The sequence below is a fragment of the Sinomonas halotolerans genome (genome assembly GCF_039615075.1).
Classification (GTDB): Bacteria; Actinomycetota; Actinomycetes; order Actinomycetales; family Micrococcaceae; genus Sinomonas; species Sinomonas halotolerans.
On sequence record NZ_JBDFRB010000003.1, the window covers coordinates 247,489 to 265,265 of the forward strand.

The following is a 17,777-nucleotide window of genomic DNA, read 5'->3' on the forward strand; positions in this document are numbered from 1 at the left end:
CGCGGTCTGGCTTCGGCGACGGCGGCGGGTCGCCGGCGCTCGCAGCCAGGCGTGGCCACCTCTCACCCATCGCGTGGCCATGTCTTGATCCACGCGTGGCCACCTCTCGCCGAACGCGTGGCCATATTTGGATCCACGCGTGGCCACCTCTCGCGCTCGCCACCGGAGGCGCCCGCGAGCGCAACCTGGATCGCACTCTGCACTTTCGGACGGGTCGGCCTGTCTCAGGCATGCGTCCATGGCGTGCGGACCCGAGGAGCGCTGAAGGGAATGACTGTCAACCTCGCGCCCGTGTCCTTCCGCCGCCCGAAGTGGCCACGGGTTGCGTGGAAGGTGGCCACGGGTTGCGTGGAAGGTGGCCACGGGTGGGGCGGGAGGTGGCCACGGGTTGCGTGGAAGGTGGCCACGGGTGGGGCGGGAGGTGGCCACGGGTTGCGTGGAAGGTGGCCACGGGTGGGGCGGAAAGTGGCCACGGGTGGGGCGGAAAGTGGCCACGCGTTCGGTGGGAGGTGGCCACGCGCTGGCTAGCGGGCGGGCTGCGGGCGGAGGTCCTCCGAGGCGAGGACCGCGGCGAGCGCAGCCCCGGGCCACCCGAACCAGTCCCGTGAGAGCCACGCGCCCGTCTCCGGGTCTGCGGTCTCCGGGAGCATGCCGTCCTCGGACACCAGCTCTCCGAGAGTGGCGAGGACCCGCTCCTGGCGGCTGGAGTCCCCGATGGTGCGCGCGTACAGGAGCTCCTGCACGAGCCCGAGCGCCCACACCCCTGCGGTGTGCACGGACCCGAGCCCGCCGAGCCGGCCGGCCACCGTGAAGGGGCCGTCGGGGTTGAAGGCGGTCTCCATCGTGGACCGCCAGGCAGGATCGTCCGCCGCGCAGAAGCCCCAAGCGGCCGCGAGCGGGGCCGGGAGGTCGTTGGCATCCGCGTAGAGCCGGTACTGCCCGGTTCCGTCGGTCTCGTACGCGTAGGCGGGGCCCGCCGGCCCGTCCACGAGGAACAGCTCCTTGGTCCGCTTGCGCACCTGCTGGGCACGCTGCGCGAGCTCCGCGCCGTCGAGCCCCATCTCGTCCGCGACCGTGCTCAGGCGCGTGAGCACCTCGGCGTAGAGGACCTGGGTCGAGAAGTTGTGCGGGTACTCGGCGGGGTCGTCCGCCGGGGTCTCCTCACTCACGAGGAGGCCCGTGGCCGGGTCGGCCACGAGATCCGCGAACGCGGCCTCGATCCCGGCCCGCCAGTGGCCGAGGTCCGGGGAGGGCCAGTGCCCGAACCGGCGCCGGAAGTCCACGAGCTCGAGCACGGGGTAGAGCTGCTGGTCGGCCTGAAGCCCCGGGTCCTTGACCTGGCCGCCGGTGAGGTGGCTGCGCATCCACGGCCCGTCGGCGCGCGCGGGCCCGAACAGCCAATTGAGGTGGCGGCGCAGCACGTCCTCCTCCTCCGAGCCCGGCTCGCCCTGGAGCAGGAGGGGCAGGACCACGAAGTATGCGTCGCGCGTCCATGACAGGGGCAGGAGCCGGTGGTCGGTCACGACGCATGTCATGCCGTCCGCGACGTCCAAGGCGCAGCAGCCCAGCGCGTACTGGACGGCCGCTGCATGCGTCCGCGCCGCGAGGCTCCCGGGGGAGGGGGCCACGAGGTGGGCTCGGCCCCGCGGGGCCGGGACCCCGCCGTCGACCGTGAACTCCACCGTGAGCGAGAGCTGCGCCGCGGCACCTTCGGCCCGGCACTCGGCACCCTCGCCCGTCCGCACCCACGCGACCGCGCCGGAGGGCGAGGAGGCGCGCACGGTCGCGACGGCGCCGAGGCCCGCCGAGCGGAGGGTGAGCACCGGCCCGTCCGCCTCGAGGACCGTGTCCTGCGCGAGGAACTCCGGCGGCGCGATCTCGGTGATCTCCGCGTACGGCGGCCGCTGCAGACGGCCGCGGAAGCGCACCGTGAGCGGGCCCTCGGACCGGGCGGTCCATGTCAGGCCAGGGCTGGGGGCAGCGGTGTCCGCCTTGAGCTCCACCTCGGCGTCCGACTCCAGCACGAGCGCTGCCGAGGACGCGTCGGCGAGGTGGCGGCGGTAGTCCCGCACGCGCGCCTCGACCCCGCGGTCCGTGCCCTCCGCGAACTCCCGGGCTCCGGTCAGCTCGACCATCCCCAGGTGCGGATGCGGGCGGACGACGGCGAGGACCTCCTTCGCGGTGAAGGAGGCGGCGAGCAGCCCGTTCCCCACATCGCGGGGCTTGCGGGGCGTCATCGCGTCTCCTCCTCGCGGCCGAACAGGTAGAGGTGCGGCCTCCCCATGCCGAGCGAGGGCTCGCGGCGCCGCTCGGCCGGGATCTCCGAGAGGTCCAGCACGGTGCGGAGCACCGTGTCCTCGAGCCCCGCCGCGGCGAGGACCCGGCCCTTGGGGTCCACGACCATCGAATGCCCGCAGAAGCCCGGCGAGTTGGAGTTCGCGGCGATGGCGAAGAGCTGGTTGTCCTGCGCCCGTGCGCGGGTGCGCACCTCGATGAGGTGCTCGTGGTCCGCGCCCACGGCGGACGGGATCACGAGGACCTCGGCGCCGGCGAGGGCCTGGGTGGTGGCGATCGCGGGGAACGCATGCTCGAAGCAGATCTGCGGGCCCAGGACGCCGGCTGGCGTGTGGACCACGGGCAGCTCGTGCCCCGGCTCGAACACCGGCAGCTCTGCCGGGAAGAGGTGCGACTTGCGGTAGACGGCGAGCCCCGCCCCCGGTGCGGCGATGAGCAGCGAGTTGCACAGCCCGCCGTCGTCCGCCCGCTCGAGGAAGCCCACCACGATGGTGACGCCGTGCGCCGCGGCGAGCTCCCGCACGAGCACCGCCGTGGGGCCTGTCTCCGCGTCCTCGGCGAGCTCGTCGCTGCGCTCGGTCACGACCGCGAGATCGTAGCCGGGGACGAACATCTCGGGGAACACGATGAGGTCCGCGTCCCGGTGCTCCTCCACCGTCTCGGCCAGGCGACGGCGGTTGCCCTCCGGGTCGCCCACCGGCACCACGAGCTGGACGACGGCGAGGCGCACCTTGTTCTGCTGCTCGCGGTCCTGCTGCTCGCGGTCCTGCTGCTCGGGATTCTGCTGTCCGGGCGCGGCGGTCATCCCTTCACCGCCCCAGCGAACAGGCCGCGGACGTAGTAGCGGTTGAGGAGCGCGAACAGGAGCAGCGGGGGCAGGATCGCGAGGAGCGAGCCGGCAGAGATGAGGTCGTCCTGGTTCAGCTGCGGCGCATTGAGGTTCGCCAGCCCCACCGTGATGGGACGGTGGTCGGCGTCCAGCAGGGTCAGTCCCATGAGGAGGTCGTTCCAGACGAAGACGAAGTCGATGATGACGAAGGAGACGATGCCCGGGACCGCGAGGGGGAGCGCGATCGCCGTGAAGGTCTTGAGGGGGCTCGCGCCGTCCATCCGGGCGCTCTCGATGAGCTCGTCCGGGATCGCCTCGAAGAAGCTGCTGAGCATGAAGATGGACCAGCCGGCCCCGAAGGCCGTGTGGACCAGCGCGATCCCCAGGTACTGCCAGTTGCCCTCGTTGAGGCCCAGCGTGCGGAACCACGGGATGAGCGGGATCAGGATGATCTGGACCGGCACGATCATCGTGGTGAGCAGCAGCAGGTGCACGATCCCCTTGAAGCGGAACCGCATCCGGGCGAACGCGTAGGCGGCGAGGGTGCCCGCCGCGAGGGTGATCAGGACCGAGAGGATCGAGATGACGAGGCTGTTCACGGCGTAGCCGGACAGGCCGCCCTCCCAGACGCGGCGGAAGTTGTCCAGGGTGGTGGTGGTCGCGTCGGCGCGCCACCAGCCGCCGGTGCTCTCGTCGAGGGGAAGGAGCGCGATCGCGGCCGCCCCGAGGACGGGGACGATCCACACGACGCTCGCAACGGTGAGGATTGCGTAGAGGGCGAGGATCCGCCACTGGGACGTCATGACTGGTTTCCGTTCTTGCGGAGGAAGGGCATGGCGGCGGCGATGAGGACGGCCGACATGATGATGGCGATCGCTGCCGCCTGGCCGGCCTTGGGGGAGTCGAGGAACTGGAATGCCTGCTGCCACAGGAGGAGGCCGAGGACCTGGGTGTCCTGGGCAGGGCCGCCGCCGGTGGTCACGAACACGATGTCGAACGTGCGCAGCGCGAAGATGATCGAGATGACGGTGACGACGACGATCGAGGGGCGCAGGCTCGGCAGCGTCACGTGGCGGATGGTCTGCCAGCGGGACGCGCCGTCCACCTTCGAGGCCTCGAGGAGCTCCGCGGGGACCGAGGTGAGGCCGGCAGTGAACGTGATGACGCCGAAGCCGACGAACGCCCAGACTGCCGGGATGATGATCATGACGTTGGTGAGCCGGACGTCCAGCTCGCCGATGTGGAGCACGCCCGGATTGGAGAGCCAGCGGCCCAGGTGCAGCTCGAGCGGGCCGATCGTCAGGTCCGCATTGCCGATCCCGAGGAGCCTGAGGCCCGCGTTGAGCAGGCCCTTGTCCGGGTCCGGGTTGTAGATGAAGCCCCAGATGACGCCGACTGCCGCGAGCGAGATGGTCATCGGGAGGATGATCGCGCTGCGGAACAGGCCCGTGCCCTTCTTGGCCTCCCAGATCAGCAGCGAGAGCGCGAGGGAGATCGTCACGACCAGGAACGGGAAGACGACCAGCCACACCACGGAGTTGAGCGCCGCATTCCAGAAGTCCGCGCTCGCGAGGGTGGCCGTGTAGTTCTTCAGCCCCGCGCCGACCCACAGGTCCGGACGCTCGACCCGCCACGGGTTCAGCATGCCCCACGTGAAGAAGCTCGAGAGGAACGTGGCGAGGGCGGGCCAGAGGTAGAACCCGGTGAAGACCGCCAGCAGGGGGATGAGGAAGAGGTAAGCGAGTCGGGATTCCGAGCCGCGCCCGCGCGGCTTGGCCGACGCTGTGCGGGCGCGGCTCGTCATCATGGTGCTAGTCCTTCGAACGCGTGTCGGCGGCGACCATGGCCTGGGTGAACTTCTCGACGTCGTGCGTGCGGATCAGGTTGTCGAGGGCCTGGCGGTACTTCGCCTGGATCTCGCCGCCGATCCAGTCGTCGAGGTCGTAGCCGGCGGCGCCGGAGGCGTCCTTGGGCCACAGCGCAGCGGCCGCGCGGTCGCTCTCGCTCGGGTACACGTCCGCCGGGACCTTCATGTTCGGGGCGATGAAGCCGCCCTTCTTGGCCCAGACCGACTGGCCCTCGACCGAGCCGAGGTAGGCGAGGAACGCCTTGGTCGTTGCCGGGTTCTTGCTCTGGGCGTTGCCGATGAACAGGTCGCCGCTGACCGCCTGGGCGGGCTCGACGCCGTCATACGCCGGGAAGGGGAAGAAACTGTAGTCCTTGCCCGCCTTGAGGCTCTTGTCGCAGGACGGGACGACGCTGCTCACGAACGCGCCGTTGTTGCCGAAGGCGTGCTTGCCGCTGACCCAGCCGCAGACCTCGTCGGTGAAGCCCGTGTCCAGGGCGTCCGCCGACCAGTACTTCTCGATGAGCCCGGAGAGGACGGTCATCGCCTCGACGACCTTGGGGTCATCCCAGCCGATCTCGCCCCGCTGAAGCTGCTGGAACTTCTCGAGGCCCGCGACGTTGAGCAGGACCGGGTCCACCCACTGCGTGGGGACCCAGACGTCCTTGGCGCCGACCGCGAACGCCTTCCCGGAGGCGTTCGCCTTGTCGAGCACGGCCGTGAACTCATCCCACGACGCCGGGGACTCCTTCACGCCGAGCTTCGCATCGGTCTTCTCAGTGGACCAGATGAGGCCGTTCACGTTGCCCTTGAAGTAGACCGCGTTGGCCTTGCCCTCGGCACCGGTGGCGATGGCCTTGAGGGAGTCGTTGTACTCGCCGGCCTCGATCCAGGAGTTCCACTGCTCGTCGAGGTCCATGAGGAGGCCCTGCTGGGAGAACTGGCGGACGGTGCTGGGGAGGGCCACCGCAGCGTCCGGCGCGTTGCCGGCGGCGAACTGCTGGGCGAGCTGGGTCTGCGTCTGGTCGAACGGGACGACCTCGACCTTGACGTTCGTGCCCGGGTACTTGGCCTCGAAGCCGTCAACGACCGACTGGAAGGCCTCGCCCTCGGCCCCGGTCCAGTTGGCCACCACTCGGATGTCGCCCGAGGGCTCCGCGGACTCGGACGCTCCGCCGCCCGAGGGGCCGCCGGAACACGCCGCTGCGAAGGGAGCGACGCAGAGAAGCGCGGCGAGGGCCGTGGCCCGGCGTCCGCGAGAGGATGTGATGCCCATGAAAAGCCTCCGAGGAGAAAGAGTATTTGTCATCTTCGACATGACAAATAGTGCCGCGAGTCACGTCGCGGTGTCAAGCGCGCAGGGGCAGGGCCGGGACGGGAGGGGCAGAGGGCGTGCCGGGATGCGCATAAGGGGGCAGCTCGGCCCGCGGGGGAGCTGCGGAGGCTAGGAGGCGAGCTCGAGCCCCGTGACGGCGGCGACGCCCTCGGCCGCCCGCCGCACCTCGCGCGGCACGGATCCGCCCGAGACGACGCCGGCGAGGAGGTGCCGCAGCTGGACGCTCACGCGCTCGTACTCGGGCACGGCCGGGCGGGTCGTGGCCTCCGGGAGAAGGCGGGCGACGTCGTGGAGGAAGCCGCTGCCCCGCTCGAGCACCGAGGCGACACTCACCCGGGACGGGAGCTGCCCGGTGGTGTCCGCGACGGTCAGCTGCACAGTGGCCTCCATGAGGCGCCGGACGATCCGCATCGCCAGATGGGGCTGGCGTGCCTGCCGGAAGACCGCGTACGCCAGGCCCCCGGCGAGCACCTTCGAGCCGGCCTCGGTGCCCGAGGGCAGGGGTGCGAAGCCGAAGCGGTCGAGGACCTGCGCGGGGGAGAGCCCCGTCAGGCGGGCGAGGGCGGCGAGGTCGTAGCTTCCGCCCAGGGCCATCTGGCTGAGCCCCGAGACGAGGGACTCGAGGGCCTCGGTCCGGCCCCAGCCGGCGCTCGCGGCATCGATGAGGCCGTCCTTCACGAGGGACGAGAGGGCGCGGACTGCGCGGACGGCGGGGGGCTCTGCGAGCACCACCTGCTCGTGCTCGATCACCGAGGCGCCGTGCGCGCACAGCCAGCCGTGGAGGACGTAGGTGGCCGTCTCGGCCGCGTCCGGCCCGGCGGGAACCGCGATCGGCGGATGGCCGAACGCGTCGAGGCACGCACGCGCTGCCTGGCGTAGCTCGCGCAGCGTGGCCGGCGCGTGCACGAACCCGACCCTCGCCATGCTCTCGCGGTCGTACCAGAGCCCGGCCACGTCCGCCTCGGCCTGGACGGCGACGATATGGCCCTCGTGGCTCGTCGCCTCGATGAAGGCGCGGGCGACGTCGGCGCGGTAGGTGGTCTCGACCCACTCCGGATCGAGGGAATCGACCGGGTGCAGGGCATCGAGCGCGGCCAGCTGGGGCACCCAGACGGAATCGAGGACAGCGAGGTCCGGGGCCTCCCCGGCCGCGACCGCGGCCAGCACGTGGCGGTGCAGCTCGGTGAAGGGCACCACCTGGACGTCGAGGATGATCTCCGCAGGGCTGATGCTGCGGACCACGTTCGCCCATTCCTCGGTCGGGACGGTCACGCGGACCCGGGCGTCGCTCAGCTGGCGCGTGATCCAGGCCGGGTTGACGAAGGTGCCACGGCGACGCTGCCGGATGATCACCCCCTCGTCGAACAGCTCCGCGAGGGCGCGGTGGACCGGATTGCGGGAGATCCCGAGCTGCTCGCACAGGTCATGCTCGGTGGGCAGCTGGCCGTCGGTCCCGAAGCGGCCCTCGAGGATGGCCGCGACGAGGGCCTCCTTGAGCTGCTCGTACAGGGGAGTCCTCGACGCCGGGTCCAGTTCTGCGAGCTTCATGCCGCGCCCCCGCTCTCCAGCGCACCGGGTTCTGCGGGCAGGGCACGGCCCCTGGAGTCATCGGAGAGCCGTGGAGAGGACATGCCGCAACATTACTTCGCCAGCGAAGGGGTGCCGGCCACCTCAGGCCCGCGCGAGGAGTTCCTCGCCCACGCGGCCGCGCTGGTAGAAGACCTCCCGCCCCGCCCGGACCGGCTCCGCGAGGCCGGACTCGGCGAGCACCTTGAGGTGCGTGCTGACCGTCCCGGCGGCGAGGTCGAGCGCGCACGCGAGCTGCGTCGTCGTCATCGGGACGTCCAGCTGGGCGAGGATCTGCGCCCGGGTGCGCCCCAGCAGCCGCGAGATCGGCGATTCGCGCGTCTCCCGCGTCGCCTCCCAGAGCCGCCCAACACCGCGCGGCGCGTACGTGACCGTCGGGACGAACGGTGCGATGTTGAGCACGAGCGTGTTGGGCCACACGAACGCGTTGGGCACGAGGATGAGCCCGCGCCCGGGCTCGGGCAGGTCCGTCGCCTCGCAGCCGCGCGTGATCTCGAGCCCCTCCGCCGTGGGGCGGACGCTCGGATGCAGGGTCTTGAACACCTCGTGGATGCCGTGGTGCGCGAGCTCCTCGAGCCGCGAGTCGATGTCCGCGAGCAGCACCGAGCGCAGGCGCGGCCAGTAGGGCTCGACGGCGGTCGTCCAGTACCAGCGCAGTGCGGCGACGATGCGGGGCACGGCGGAGCCGACGTCGGCCTGCAGCTCCTCGAGCGTCGCGAGGACGTGGCCGGTGGGCCTGCGGCGCTCGAGGAAGGCGAAGTCGCGTTCCCAGAGTTCGGCGGGAACGGCGGCGACGGCGTCGAGCGCGTCGGCGAACGAATCCTGCCGGGCCGGGGTCGGAGTGAGCGAGTCCGCGATGAACCCCTGGGGCTGGACGAGCGTGGTGAGGATCCGGAGGTGCTCCCGCGCGAGCGGGTCCTCGCTCGCCGTGATCCGGCGGCGGGCCTCCGTGATCCACGGGCGGTGCAGGGGCGTGCCGGACTGGAGCGCCCGCAGGCTCGTCACCGTCTCCCACAGGGGAGAGGCCTCGAAGCGGACCCGCGCCAGGTCCTCGCCGGTGAGCGTGATGAACATGGATCCAGCGTAGGGAACACCCCCCTGCGGGGGCGAGGATTCGGCGAGGGCCGAATCGTTTCGGGCCCGCGGTCTGCGGCGCACACTCGTGGGCATGGCAACGAACACCCGCACCCAGAGTGCCGCCCCCGCCGCCGACACGACGCCTGGCCTCCTCCCGGACGAGCGCCTCCTCCACCCCGGACGGCGCGCCGTCCGCCGTCCGGCGCGCGATCCGCACGACCGCCCCGTGGCGGCCGGTGGGCGCACGACGCCGGCCGCGGCCCCGCCGTCGTCCGCTCCCCGTGCGCTTCGCGAGCCCGAAGCGGAGGCATCGGCCAGGGTGCCGCTCGGTGCGGCCGTGCCCCCGGTCGCCCCTCCGACCATCGTCCCGGACGTCTCCGGCGACCTTCTCGGGGTGCCCGACTTCCCAGCTCTGCGGCGTGGGCTGCGTCGGGCCTGGGAATGGGCAGTGCGGCAGGTCCGGGCCGCCGCCGAGATCGATCGCCGCGTCCAGGCGCGCCGAGACGAGGATTCGGCCGCGATGCTCCGGGCCGGCGTCACCCCGACCCCCTTTTCCTGAGAATGAGGGGGATATGACCCCGCAATGGGGTGTGAGGGGACGTGACCCCACAACGGTGGGGACGGGACTCCGCAAGGGTGGGGACGGGACCCCGCAAGGGTGGGGACGGGACCCCGCAACGGTGGGGCGGGGACCCGGCAACGTTGCGGGGTCCCGTCCCGTCTGGTGTGGGGTCCCGTGCCGACTATCGGGCTGTGAGCACCTTCTCGATCTCGGCGATGCACGGCTCGTTCTGCAGGCTCGTCGTGTCCCCGAGCGGGGTGCCCTCGAACAGCTGGGTGAGCAGGCGCCGCATGATCTTCCCCGACCGCGTCTTGGGCACGTCGGGCACCACGACGACGTCGCGCGGCTTCGCGATCGGCCCGATCGCCTGCGCGACGTGCGCCCGGAGCGCGTCCGCGAGAGCCGCCTCGCCGCCGTCGAGCCCCCCGTTTCCCGCGAGCGCCGCAACGGCGACCGGGTTCACGACGACGAACGCCGCCACCGCGTGCCCCGTCACCGCATCCGTCACGGGGCACACGCCCGCCTCGACGACGGCCGGGTGCGAGACGAGGGCGGACTCGATCTCGATCGTGGACATGCGGTGGCCCGAGACGTTGAGGACGTCGTCGGTGCGGCCGAGGATCCAGGTGTCGCCGTCGGCGTCGTACTTCGCGCCGTCGCCGGCGAGGAACCAGCCCTGCTCGGCGTACTGGCGCCAGTACGAGTCGAGGTAGCGCTGCGGGTTGCCCCATACGGTGCGCGCCATGGCCGGGCCTGTCGCGGTGACCACGATGTTCCCCTGCACGCCCGGCGCAACCGGCGCGCCGGCGTCGTCCACGATCGCGGTGGCGAGCCCCGGCAGGGCCCTCGTAGCACACCCGGGCTTGAACGCGGGGTCTGACGGGCGCGGCGAGAGCACGCATGCGCCGGTCTCGGACTGCCACCACGTGTCCACCATCGGCACCTCGCCGCGGCCCACGTTCTCCCGCAGCCAGCGCCACGCCTCCGGGTTCACGGCCTCGCCGACGGTCCCGCAGACGCGGACCGAGGAGAAGTCGTACTCCGCCGGCACGCCGTCGGGGAACCAGCCCATGAGCGAACGCACGAGCGTGGGCGCCGTGTAGTAGCTCGTGACGCCATAGCGCTCGATGATCTCGAAGTGCCGCCCCGGGTGCGGCGTGTTCGGGGTGCCCTCGAAGATGACCTGGGTGACGCCGTTGGAGAGCGGCCCGTAGATCTCGTAGGTGTGGGCCGTGACCCAGGCGAGGTCCGCGGTGCACCAGTGCACGTCCGCATCCCGCAGCGCGGGATCGGGGTTCGAGAAGAGGAACTCGTGGCTCCACGACGCCTGCGTGAGGTACCCGCCGGTCGTGTGGACGAGGCCCTTCGGCTTCCCCGTGGTCCCGGAGGTGTACATGATGAACAGCGGCGTCTCGGCGTCGAACGCCTCGGCCTCGTGCACCTCGGGCTGCGCGTCGACGAGATCGTGCCACCACACGTCGCGGCCCGGCGTCCACGCGATGTCGCTTCCGGTCCGCCTGATCACCAGCACGTGCTCGACGGCGTTGTCCCCGGCTTCCGCACCGCCGCGCACCGCGGCGTCGGCGTTCTCCTTCACCGGCACGGCCTTGCCGCGGCGGTACTGGCCGTCTGTCGTCACGAGCAGCTTGGCACCCGTGTCCTCGACACGGAACCGCAGGGCCTCGGCGGAGAAGCCGCCGAACACGAGCGAGTGAACCGCGCCGATCCGGGCGCACGCGAGCGTGATGACCACGGTCTCCACCAGCACCGGCAGGTAGACGACCACGCGGTCGCCCCTGCCGACCCCGAGGGCCGTGAGCGCGTGCGCGGCCTGGGACACGCGGCGCTGCAGGTCGGCGTACGTCACCGTGACCCGGTCGCCGGGCTCGCCCTCGAAGTGCAGCGCGACCTTGTCCCCGCGCCCGGCCGCGACGTGCCGGTCCGCGCAGTTCACCGCCGCGTTGAGCGTCCCGCCCTCGAACCAGCGGATCACCGGCGGCTCGTTGGCCGTGGCGTCCGCGGGGATCCACGTGTGCGCCGTGTCCCACGGCCGGGCCCATTCGAGCCGGCGCGCGGCGTCCTCCCAGAATGCGATGCGCTCGGGGTCGGTCTGAGTGCTCACGCCCATCGGCGCACCGCCCATCGCTCGGCGACGCCCAGAAGGGCGTCGGTGATCTTGCCGATGACCGCGAGCAGCACGATCGCGAGCAGCAGCCTGTCGGTCCGTCCGTTGTTCTGCGAGTCCGTCAGGAGGAATCCGAGCCCCATCGAGGAGGCGATGAGCTCTGCGGCGACGAGGAACAGCCACGCCTGCGCGAGTGCGAGCCGGAGGCCCGAGAAGATCGCGGGGACGATCGCGGGCAGCTGGATCGTGGTCAGCAGCCTCACCCCGGCGAGCCCGAACGCGCGCCCGGCCTCCACGAGCTTGCGGTCCACGTGGCGCAGCGCGAGGTACACCGTGGTGAAAACGGGGAAGAACGCGCCGATCGCGATGAGCGTGAGCTTCGAGTTCTCGCCGATCTTGAGCCACAGGATGAGCAGTGGCACCCACGCGAGCGAGGGCACCGCGCGCAGCGCGCCGATGGTCGGCGAGAGCAGCCGGTCCGCCCATGCGGACAGCCCCACGAGCGAGCCGAGCGCGAGCCCCAGCGCCCCGCCGATCACGAACCCGAGCAGCACCCGCTGGGTAGAGATCCCGACGTGGCTCCACAGCTCCCCGCGTGCCACGAGCTCGGCGCCGGCAGCGACCACCGCGCCGGGGGCGGGCAGCTGGACCGCGCTGAACAGGCCCGCCGCGGTGGTCCACTGCCACAGCGCAAGCAGGGCGAGGGGCACGACGGCGCCGATCGCCGCGCGCTTCAGGCCCGCCCTCGCGTCGGGGCGCCCGGCGCGCGCGACGGCGAGGTCCGCCGCCGCTGCCCGCCCGCCGTCGTCGTGCGTCGCCTCGGTGCGGACTCCCTCAGCGTCGCTCACTTGACTGCCTTGGACACGAGGCCCGGCTCGAAGAGGGACGCGAGCGCCTCGTCGATCCGGTCCTGGCCGGAGACGTCGCCCGAGGCGACGAAGATCGGCCCGACCTTCTCGAGGACCTTGCGCTGGGCCTCTCCCGGAACTGGGTCGATCGCGAGGCGTGTGCGCTCCTTGAGGACCTTGGCGGCCACCGCGGGCTCGATCCCGGCGGCCTTGGCGAGGATCTCGGTGGTCTCCTCGAGGTTGGACGCAGCCCATCCGCGGGCCTTCTCGTACACGTCCACGACGGCCTGGGCCTGCTCGGGGCGCTCGGCGAGGAAGGACTCGGTCGCGTTGAGGAAGCCGTAGGTGTTGAAGTCGATGTTGCGGAAGAGGAGCTTCGCGCCGTTCTGCTCGGCGGCGGCCATGATCGGGTCGAGGCCCGCCCACGCGTCCACCGAGCCGTTCTCGAGGGCCGTGCGGCCGTCCGCGTGCTGGAGGTTCTGCACCGTCACGTCAGACTGCGCGAGCCCGTTCGCCTCGAGGGCCTGGAGCAGGAAGAAGTACGGGTCCGTGCCCTTGGTCGCGGCGATCTGCTTGCCCTTGAGGTCCGCGACCGACGAGACCGCGGAGCCCTTGGCGACCACGAGGGCGGACCACTCGGGCTGGGAGTAGAGGCTGATCGTCTTGATGGGGGAGCCGTTGGCGCGGGCGAGGAGGGCGGCGGAGCCCGCGGTCGAGCCGACGTCGACCGCGCCGGAGCGGAGCGCCTCGTTGGCCTTGTTGGAGCCCGCGGACTGGACCCAGGTGACCGTCACTCCGGGGAGCGCCTCTTCGAGCCAGCCCTTCTCCTTGATGACCAGGCTCAGCGGGTTGTAGGTGGCCCAGTCGATGTTCAGGGCGCCGTCCTTTCCACCTGCGGCGGTTGCGGCGGCCTCGCCGCCAGCGCCTTCGCCGGCGCACGCGGTCAGGCCGAGGGCGAGGGCGCCGAGGCCGAGGCCGAGGACGGAGCGGCGGGTGGAGGACGGGTTCAGGGCAGGCATGGATGACCTCTTCTACGGAGTTTCGTGGGGGTGGAATGCGCGGGTCCGCCCGCTTCGCGGCGGTGGCCCGGCAGGGAGTCAGTGATGGTGGGTGTCGACGCCGAGCGTCGTCAGGAGGGTGCGGCGCAGACCGACGAGGGCCGCATCGTCGCGGTCGCGCGGACGGGCGCCCGGGACCTCGAGGACGTGCTTGACCCTCGCCCCGGGAATTCCGTGGTCGGAGCCGAGGACCACCACACGGTCGGCGAGTTGGAGGGCCTCGTCCACGTCGTGTGTCACGAGGAGCACCGTGGTCGGCTCGGCCTCGTGGACGCGCAGGAGGAGGTCCTGCATCTTCATCCGGGTGAGTGCGTCGAGTGCGCCGAACGGCTCGTCGAGCAGCAGGACGCCGGGCCTGCGGGCGAGGGCGCGCGCCAGAGAGGCCCGCTGCGCCATTCCGCCGGAGATCTCGGCCGGCCTGTATCCGGCGCAGTGGTCGAGCCCCACGAGGTGGAGGAGCCTCTCGACCGAGGCCTGCCCCTCGCGCCTGTCCGTGGTGCGGGGAAGGCCGAGGGCCACGTTCTCCTGGACGCTGAGCCACGGGGCGAGACGGGGCTCCTGGAAGCCCACAGCGCAGCGCTCCGAGATTCCCGTGCTCGGCGTGCCGTCCACGAGCAGCTCGCCCTCGGCGGGTGTGTCCAGGCCGGCGGCGATGCGAAGGAGGGTCGATTTCCCCGAGCCGCTCGGGCCGAGGAGCGCGACGATCTCGCCGGGGACGAGCGTGAGGTGGACGTCCCGCAGGACCCGTGTGACGGCGTCGTGCGCGCCCTTTTCGGCGCGAGAGCCGCGGCGCGCGGCGAAGGCCTGGCCCACCGCACGGAACTCGAGGGACGCCGCGCGCGTGGTGCCGGCGCGCGGAGCGGAAAGGGTCGCGACAGCGGAAGAACTCATGTGCATCTCCATCGGTCCTGGCTGAAGCACCTGTGGCCCGCGCAAAGGGGCCATGGTTGCTGCGGCGTCATTGAGCCAGATCTCTCGGCCGCTCGGGATGGTTCACCCCACTGTGGCCCACGGTCCGCGGTCAGACCAAACCGATGCGTGCGCGTGCGTAACAATCCGCTCCCGACTCCCGCAACGCTTCGCGGAATGTTTCGCCGATTGTTGCGACGCACTTCGGCGCGGTGGACTCTTCCCTGCCGGGTTTCCTACTCTGGAGTGCAGGATCAAGAGTCCCGGCGCAAAGCTCTGGCTGGCCGGGCGGCAACCCTCTCCCGTAGTGGGGTGCCCCAGATGAGGATCCGGCCGCGGTGGCCATCCGCGGCAAGTACGGCGCCCGCACGTGGGCGTCCGGCTACTGCTGGAGGAGCGCATGACCGTGACATCCCTGGATCTCGTGAGCGGCGCGGAGCTCCGCCGCGCCATGGGGCACTGGGCCACGGGCATCGCTGTCATCACCACAGCGGACGGCGGCACCCGGGCGGGCCTCGTGAGCAACTCGTTCACGTCGATCAGCCTGCACCCGCCGCTCGTCTCGTGGGCGGTGGACAAGAAGTCCACGTCATTCGAGGTGTGGAACCGGACCGACAACTACGCCGTGCACATCCTGTCCGAGTCCCGCCGGGACCTCGTGCAGCGGTTCGTGGCGAAGGGGACGGACAAGTTCGCGGGACTGGCCTGGGAGCCCGGCGTGCTGGGCTCGCCGATCGTTGCCGACGACGTCCCGCGCCTCGAGTGTCGCCTCTGGCAGCGGGTGGACGCGGGGGACCACGTCATCCTCATCGGCGAGGTGGTCAGCGTCTCGGATGCGGACGGCTTCGTCCCCCTGACCAACCACGTGTACTGGGCAAAGTAGCTCTCGCCTTCGGGCTGCGGGCCGCCGGGGCCCGACTCCCCACACCGGAGGGGTCCCGGCGTAGCCTCAAGATGTGCCTTTCGATGTGCTCGCGCCTCTGGGTTCCCGCCTGCGGCTGACGTTCCTCGGCCAGCCCACGGGGGTCCCCGCGTGGGAGACCGCCCTCGAGGACGGCGACGACGCGGGCTTCTTCGCGCCCGACTCCGCCGTCTGGGCCGTCCACGGCCGCATGGCCACGATCCCGGGCGGCATCCGTGCGCTCCTCACCCAGACGCTGCATCCGGGCGTCCTCGCGGGAGTGGTGGAGCACTCCGACTACCGCCGCGACCCGCTTGCGCGCCTCGCGGGCACGATCCGGTGGATCTTCACCGTCACGTACGGCGACATGGCAGCCGCGCGGCGCGCGTGCGCGTGGGTGAGAGGCCGGCATCGGCCCGTCGAGGGCGAGTACGTCTCCGCCCGTGGCGCCTACGAGCACTATTCCGCCAATGACCCCGTGCTCGCCGCGTGGGTGCACCTGGCGTTCACCGACGCGTTCCTGCGCACCTACGAGGCCTTCGTGGGGCCGGTGCCCGGCGGCGCGGACAGGTACGTCGCCGAATGGGCCGTGGCCGGGGAGCTCATGGGAGTCGCCGACCCGCCGCGCTCCGATGCCGCCCTCCGCGCGCGGCTGGAGGCGTACGACGCCGACGGGCAGCTCGGGGGCGGGCCCCGGGTGGAGGAGGTGGTCGCCTTCCTCAGACGCCCGCCGCTGGATCCGATGCTGCGGCCCGGCTACGCCATCCTGTTCAACGCGGTCCTCGAGTCGATGCCCGCGCGGCATCTGGCCCTCCTCGGGCTGCAGCGCCCGCATCTGGGCCCGGTCCCGCTCCCGGTGCGGGCCGCCGCGAAGGCGACGCTCGCCGTCGTCGGCCGGGCCCTGGACCCGATGCTGCCCGCCGAGGCCGCAGCCCGCCGCCGCCTGGCCAGGCTCGGGGCGCTCTGACGCGGGGTCACCTCCCGGGGACGCGGGGTCACCTCCCGAGGACGCGGGGTCAGCTCCCGGGGACGCGGGGTCAGCTCCCGGGGACGCGGGGTCAGCTCCCGGGGACGCGGGGCCAAGGAGTGACCGCGGGCCGCCGGGACGGGGAGAATGGCCCCATGTGGATCGCGTGGATCGAGTTCGACCTCCTGCTCGGGGACGTGCACTCGCTCAAGGAGAAGCGCTCCGTGGTGAGGCCCATCGTCGCCGAGGTGCGCAAGCGGTTCGACGTCTCCGTGGCGGAGGTCGGCGAGATGGACCTGCACCGCAGGGCGCGCATCGGGGCGAGCCTCGTGAGCGCGGACCGTGCCCACGCCGTCGACGTGCTCGATGCGGTGGAACGCCTCGTGGCCGGCCGCCCCGAAGTGGACCTCCTCAGCGCCCGGCGCCGCGAGCTCCACAGCGAGGACTGACCTCGCCGGCCGGCGAGGCCGCTCAGCGGACGAAGAGCGTCACAACGTGCAGCACACTGAGGGCCGCCCCGGCGACCGCCATGGCCGAGACGCGCGCGGCCCTCATCCTCGAGCGCGCGAAGGACCCCCACGCGGACAGGACCGAGAACGCGAGCGGCAGGGCGGCCAGGAGCGCGCCGATCCACGGGACGAGCCCGAGCGTGACGGACATGAGCCCGAACCCGAGCGCGGCGCCGCCGAGCACGGTCGCGAGGCGGGATGCGGGCCTGCGGGGCCGTAGGCCGCGCGGCTCGGCGGTGGACCGGCCGGCGTCGGGGACGGGCCGGGGCTGCGGAGCGGACGACGACGGGATCCCCGGTCCGCGCACGAGCTCGCCCCCGCGCGGCGCGCCAGTGCCACCCGGCGGGACGCCGTCAGGCCAGTAGGCGCTCGGGTCCCGGTACGGGTTCCGCCGCGGGGCCGGTCCTGGGGTGCTCACCGTTCGATTATCGCCGGATCCGCCGCGCCGTGTCCTCAGGGTTCACCCTGAGCGGACCCTTGGCCTGCCGTGACCCGGCCTGCGAGGGGCCCAGCCGGCTCAGGCCGCTTCGCGGATCCGGATGAGGTTGCCGGCCGGGTCCCGGAAGGCGCAGTCGCGGAAGCCGTACGGCTGGTCGGTGGGCTCCTGGACCACCTCGGCGTCCGCTGCCTGGACCTTCTCGAACGTCCCGTCCAGGTCTGGCGTGGCGAGCAGGATCCACCCGTAGGTGCCCTTGGCCATCATCTCGGAGATGGTGCGGCGCTCGTCCTCGGTGATCCCCGGGTCGACGGCCGGTGGGGCGAGGAGGATCGAGGTGTCCGGCTGCCCGGCCGGGCCGACGGTGATCCAGCGCATGGCGCCCTGGCCCACGTCGCTGCGGACCTCGAATCCGAGCACGTCGCGGTAGAACGCGAGCGACGCCTCGGGGTCGGTGTGGGGGAGGGGTGTGGTGTGGATGGTGATGTCCAT

17 protein-coding genes and 2 riboswitches are annotated in these 17,777 nt (G+C 72.1%); of the genes, 4 read left to right on the forward strand and 13 right to left on the reverse strand.

The features are described 5' to 3' along the window. Window positions 1-524: 524 nt before the first annotated feature. The 7 genes from ABCQ75_RS05290 to ABCQ75_RS05320 form a co-directional block, all read right to left on the reverse strand. On the reverse strand, window positions 525-2,237 hold the full coding sequence (locus tag ABCQ75_RS05290) for a glycoside hydrolase family 125 protein (RefSeq protein WP_345883604.1): 1,713 nt from the start codon (window positions 2,235-2,237) through the stop codon (window positions 525-527). Further along, a complete protein-coding gene (locus ABCQ75_RS05295) occupies window positions 2,234-3,100 on the reverse strand; it encodes a carbon-nitrogen hydrolase family protein (protein ID WP_345883606.1) in 867 nt (288 codons plus the stop codon). The genes ABCQ75_RS05290 and ABCQ75_RS05295 overlap by 4 nt, the downstream gene beginning before the upstream one ends. Then, a complete protein-coding gene (locus ABCQ75_RS05300) occupies window positions 3,097-3,927 on the reverse strand; it encodes a carbohydrate ABC transporter permease (RefSeq protein WP_345883608.1) in 831 nt (276 codons plus the stop codon). Before ABCQ75_RS05300 ends, ABCQ75_RS05295 begins: the two co-directional genes overlap by 4 nt. Then, window positions 3,924-4,931 carry a carbohydrate ABC transporter permease gene (locus ABCQ75_RS05305; protein ID WP_345883610.1) on the reverse strand — a complete coding sequence of 336 codons (1,008 nt, stop codon included), beginning with the start codon at window positions 4,929-4,931 and terminating at the stop codon, window positions 3,924-3,926. Before ABCQ75_RS05305 ends, ABCQ75_RS05300 begins: the two co-directional genes overlap by 4 nt. 4 nt (window positions 4,932-4,935) lie before the next feature. Continuing rightward, entirely contained in the window at window positions 4,936-6,246 is a 1,311-nt protein-coding gene (locus ABCQ75_RS05310) for an ABC transporter substrate-binding protein (RefSeq protein ID WP_345883612.1), read from the reverse strand. A gap of 168 nt (window positions 6,247-6,414) precedes the next feature. Continuing rightward, window positions 6,415-7,854: an extracellular solute-binding protein gene (locus ABCQ75_RS05315; protein ID WP_345883614.1), complete on the reverse strand. Its 1,440-nt coding sequence runs from the start codon at window positions 7,852-7,854 to the stop codon at window positions 6,415-6,417. Window positions 7,855-7,977: 123 nt separating this feature from the next. Continuing rightward, window positions 7,978-8,967: a helix-turn-helix domain-containing protein gene (locus ABCQ75_RS05320; protein WP_345883615.1), complete on the reverse strand. Its 990-nt coding sequence runs from the start codon at window positions 8,965-8,967 to the stop codon at window positions 7,978-7,980. 94 nt (window positions 8,968-9,061) lie between these two features. Between ABCQ75_RS05320 and ABCQ75_RS05325 the strand changes: the two genes are divergently transcribed. Beyond that, window positions 9,062-9,529 (forward strand): hypothetical protein, encoded by a 468-nt coding sequence (locus ABCQ75_RS05325; protein ID WP_345883617.1) that lies wholly within the window; start codon window positions 9,062-9,064, stop codon window positions 9,527-9,529. Window positions 9,530-9,713: 184 nt separating this feature from the next. Here the strand turns inward: ABCQ75_RS05325 and acs are convergent, their stop codons facing one another. The 4 genes from acs to ABCQ75_RS05345 form a co-directional block, all read right to left on the reverse strand. Then, window positions 9,714-11,675 carry an acetate--CoA ligase gene (acs, locus tag ABCQ75_RS05330; RefSeq protein WP_427916044.1) on the reverse strand — a complete coding sequence of 654 codons (1,962 nt, stop codon included), beginning with the start codon at window positions 11,673-11,675 and terminating at the stop codon, window positions 9,714-9,716. Then, window positions 11,651-12,505, reverse strand: a complete 855-nt coding sequence (locus ABCQ75_RS05335; RefSeq protein WP_345883621.1) for an ABC transporter permease — start codon at window positions 12,503-12,505, stop codon at window positions 11,651-11,653. The genes acs and ABCQ75_RS05335 overlap by 25 nt, the downstream gene beginning before the upstream one ends. Next, window positions 12,502-13,524, reverse strand: a complete 1,023-nt coding sequence (locus ABCQ75_RS05340) for an aliphatic sulfonate ABC transporter substrate-binding protein (protein WP_345883622.1) — start codon at window positions 13,522-13,524, stop codon at window positions 12,502-12,504. Before ABCQ75_RS05340 ends, ABCQ75_RS05335 begins: the two co-directional genes overlap by 4 nt. Window positions 13,525-13,602: 78 nt before the next feature. Further along, window positions 13,603-14,454 (reverse strand): ABC transporter ATP-binding protein, encoded by an 852-nt coding sequence (locus tag ABCQ75_RS05345; protein WP_345883624.1) that lies wholly within the window; start codon window positions 14,452-14,454, stop codon window positions 13,603-13,605. Window positions 14,455-14,459: 5 nt separating this feature from the next. Next, a riboswitch (SAM riboswitch) is annotated at window positions 14,460-14,558 on the reverse strand. Window positions 14,559-14,724: 166 nt separating this feature from the next. Then, a riboswitch (SAM riboswitch) is annotated at window positions 14,725-14,836 on the forward strand. Between the two features lie 36 nt (window positions 14,837-14,872). Between ABCQ75_RS05345 and ABCQ75_RS05350 the strand changes: the two genes are divergently transcribed. The 3 genes from ABCQ75_RS05350 (at window position 14,873) to ABCQ75_RS05360 (ending at window position 16,789) form a co-directional block, all read left to right on the forward strand. Continuing rightward, window positions 14,873-15,355 carry a flavin reductase family protein gene (locus ABCQ75_RS05350; protein ID WP_345883625.1) on the forward strand — a complete coding sequence of 161 codons (483 nt, stop codon included), beginning with the start codon at window positions 14,873-14,875 and terminating at the stop codon, window positions 15,353-15,355. A gap of 73 nt (window positions 15,356-15,428) precedes the next feature. Next, window positions 15,429-16,340: an oxygenase MpaB family protein gene (locus ABCQ75_RS05355; protein ID WP_345883627.1), complete on the forward strand. Its 912-nt coding sequence runs from the start codon at window positions 15,429-15,431 to the stop codon at window positions 16,338-16,340. A gap of 155 nt (window positions 16,341-16,495) precedes the next feature. Then, window positions 16,496-16,789 carry a DUF503 domain-containing protein gene (locus ABCQ75_RS05360; protein ID WP_345883629.1) on the forward strand — a complete coding sequence of 98 codons (294 nt, stop codon included), beginning with the start codon at window positions 16,496-16,498 and terminating at the stop codon, window positions 16,787-16,789. A 22-nt stretch (window positions 16,790-16,811) separates the two neighbouring features. Here the strand turns inward: ABCQ75_RS05360 and ABCQ75_RS05365 are convergent, their stop codons facing one another. After that, window positions 16,812-17,267, reverse strand: coding sequence for a hypothetical protein (locus tag ABCQ75_RS05365; protein WP_345883631.1), 456 nt, complete (start codon window positions 17,265-17,267; stop codon window positions 16,812-16,814). Between the two features lie 99 nt (window positions 17,268-17,366). Further along, window positions 17,367-17,777, reverse strand: coding sequence for a VOC family protein (locus tag ABCQ75_RS05370; RefSeq protein ID WP_345883632.1), 411 nt, complete (start codon window positions 17,775-17,777; stop codon window positions 17,367-17,369).

Bases quoted from the DNA above. Each gene is read 5' to 3' on its own strand.
- ABCQ75_RS05290 (WP_345883604.1), bottom strand. From the start codon at position 2,237: ATGACGCCCCGCAAGCCCCGCGATGTGGGGAACGGGCTGCTCGCCGCC.
- ABCQ75_RS05295 (WP_345883606.1), bottom strand. From the start codon at position 3,100: ATGACCGCCGCGCCCGGACAGCAGAATCCCGAGCAGCAGGACCGCGAG.
- ABCQ75_RS05300 (WP_345883608.1), bottom strand. From the start codon at position 3,927: ATGACGTCCCAGTGGCGGATCCTCGCCCTCTACGCAATCCTCACCGTT.
- ABCQ75_RS05305 (WP_345883610.1), bottom strand. From the start codon at position 4,931: ATGATGACGAGCCGCGCCCGCACAGCGTCGGCCAAGCCGCGCGGGCGC.
- ABCQ75_RS05310 (WP_345883612.1), bottom strand. From the start codon at position 6,246: ATGGGCATCACATCCTCTCGCGGACGCCGGGCCACGGCCCTCGCCGCG.
- ABCQ75_RS05315 (WP_345883614.1), bottom strand. From the start codon at position 7,854: ATGAAGCTCGCAGAACTGGACCCGGCGTCGAGGACTCCCCTGTACGAG.
- ABCQ75_RS05320 (WP_345883615.1), bottom strand. From the start codon at position 8,967: ATGTTCATCACGCTCACCGGCGAGGACCTGGCGCGGGTCCGCTTCGAG.
- ABCQ75_RS05325 (WP_345883617.1), top strand. From the start codon at position 9,062: ATGGCAACGAACACCCGCACCCAGAGTGCCGCCCCCGCCGCCGACACG.
- acs (WP_427916044.1), bottom strand. From the start codon at position 11,675: ATGGGCGGTGCGCCGATGGGCGTGAGCACTCAGACCGACCCCGAGCGC.
- ABCQ75_RS05340 (WP_345883622.1), bottom strand. From the start codon at position 13,524: ATGCCTGCCCTGAACCCGTCCTCCACCCGCCGCTCCGTCCTCGGCCTC.
- ABCQ75_RS05345 (WP_345883624.1), bottom strand. From the start codon at position 14,454: ATGAGTTCTTCCGCTGTCGCGACCCTTTCCGCTCCGCGCGCCGGCACC.
- ABCQ75_RS05350 (WP_345883625.1), top strand. From the start codon at position 14,873: ATGACCGTGACATCCCTGGATCTCGTGAGCGGCGCGGAGCTCCGCCGC.
- ABCQ75_RS05360 (WP_345883629.1), top strand. From the start codon at position 16,496: ATGTGGATCGCGTGGATCGAGTTCGACCTCCTGCTCGGGGACGTGCAC.
- ABCQ75_RS05370 (WP_345883632.1), bottom strand. From the start codon at position 17,777: ATGGACATCACCATCCACACCACACCCCTCCCCCACACCGACCCCGAG.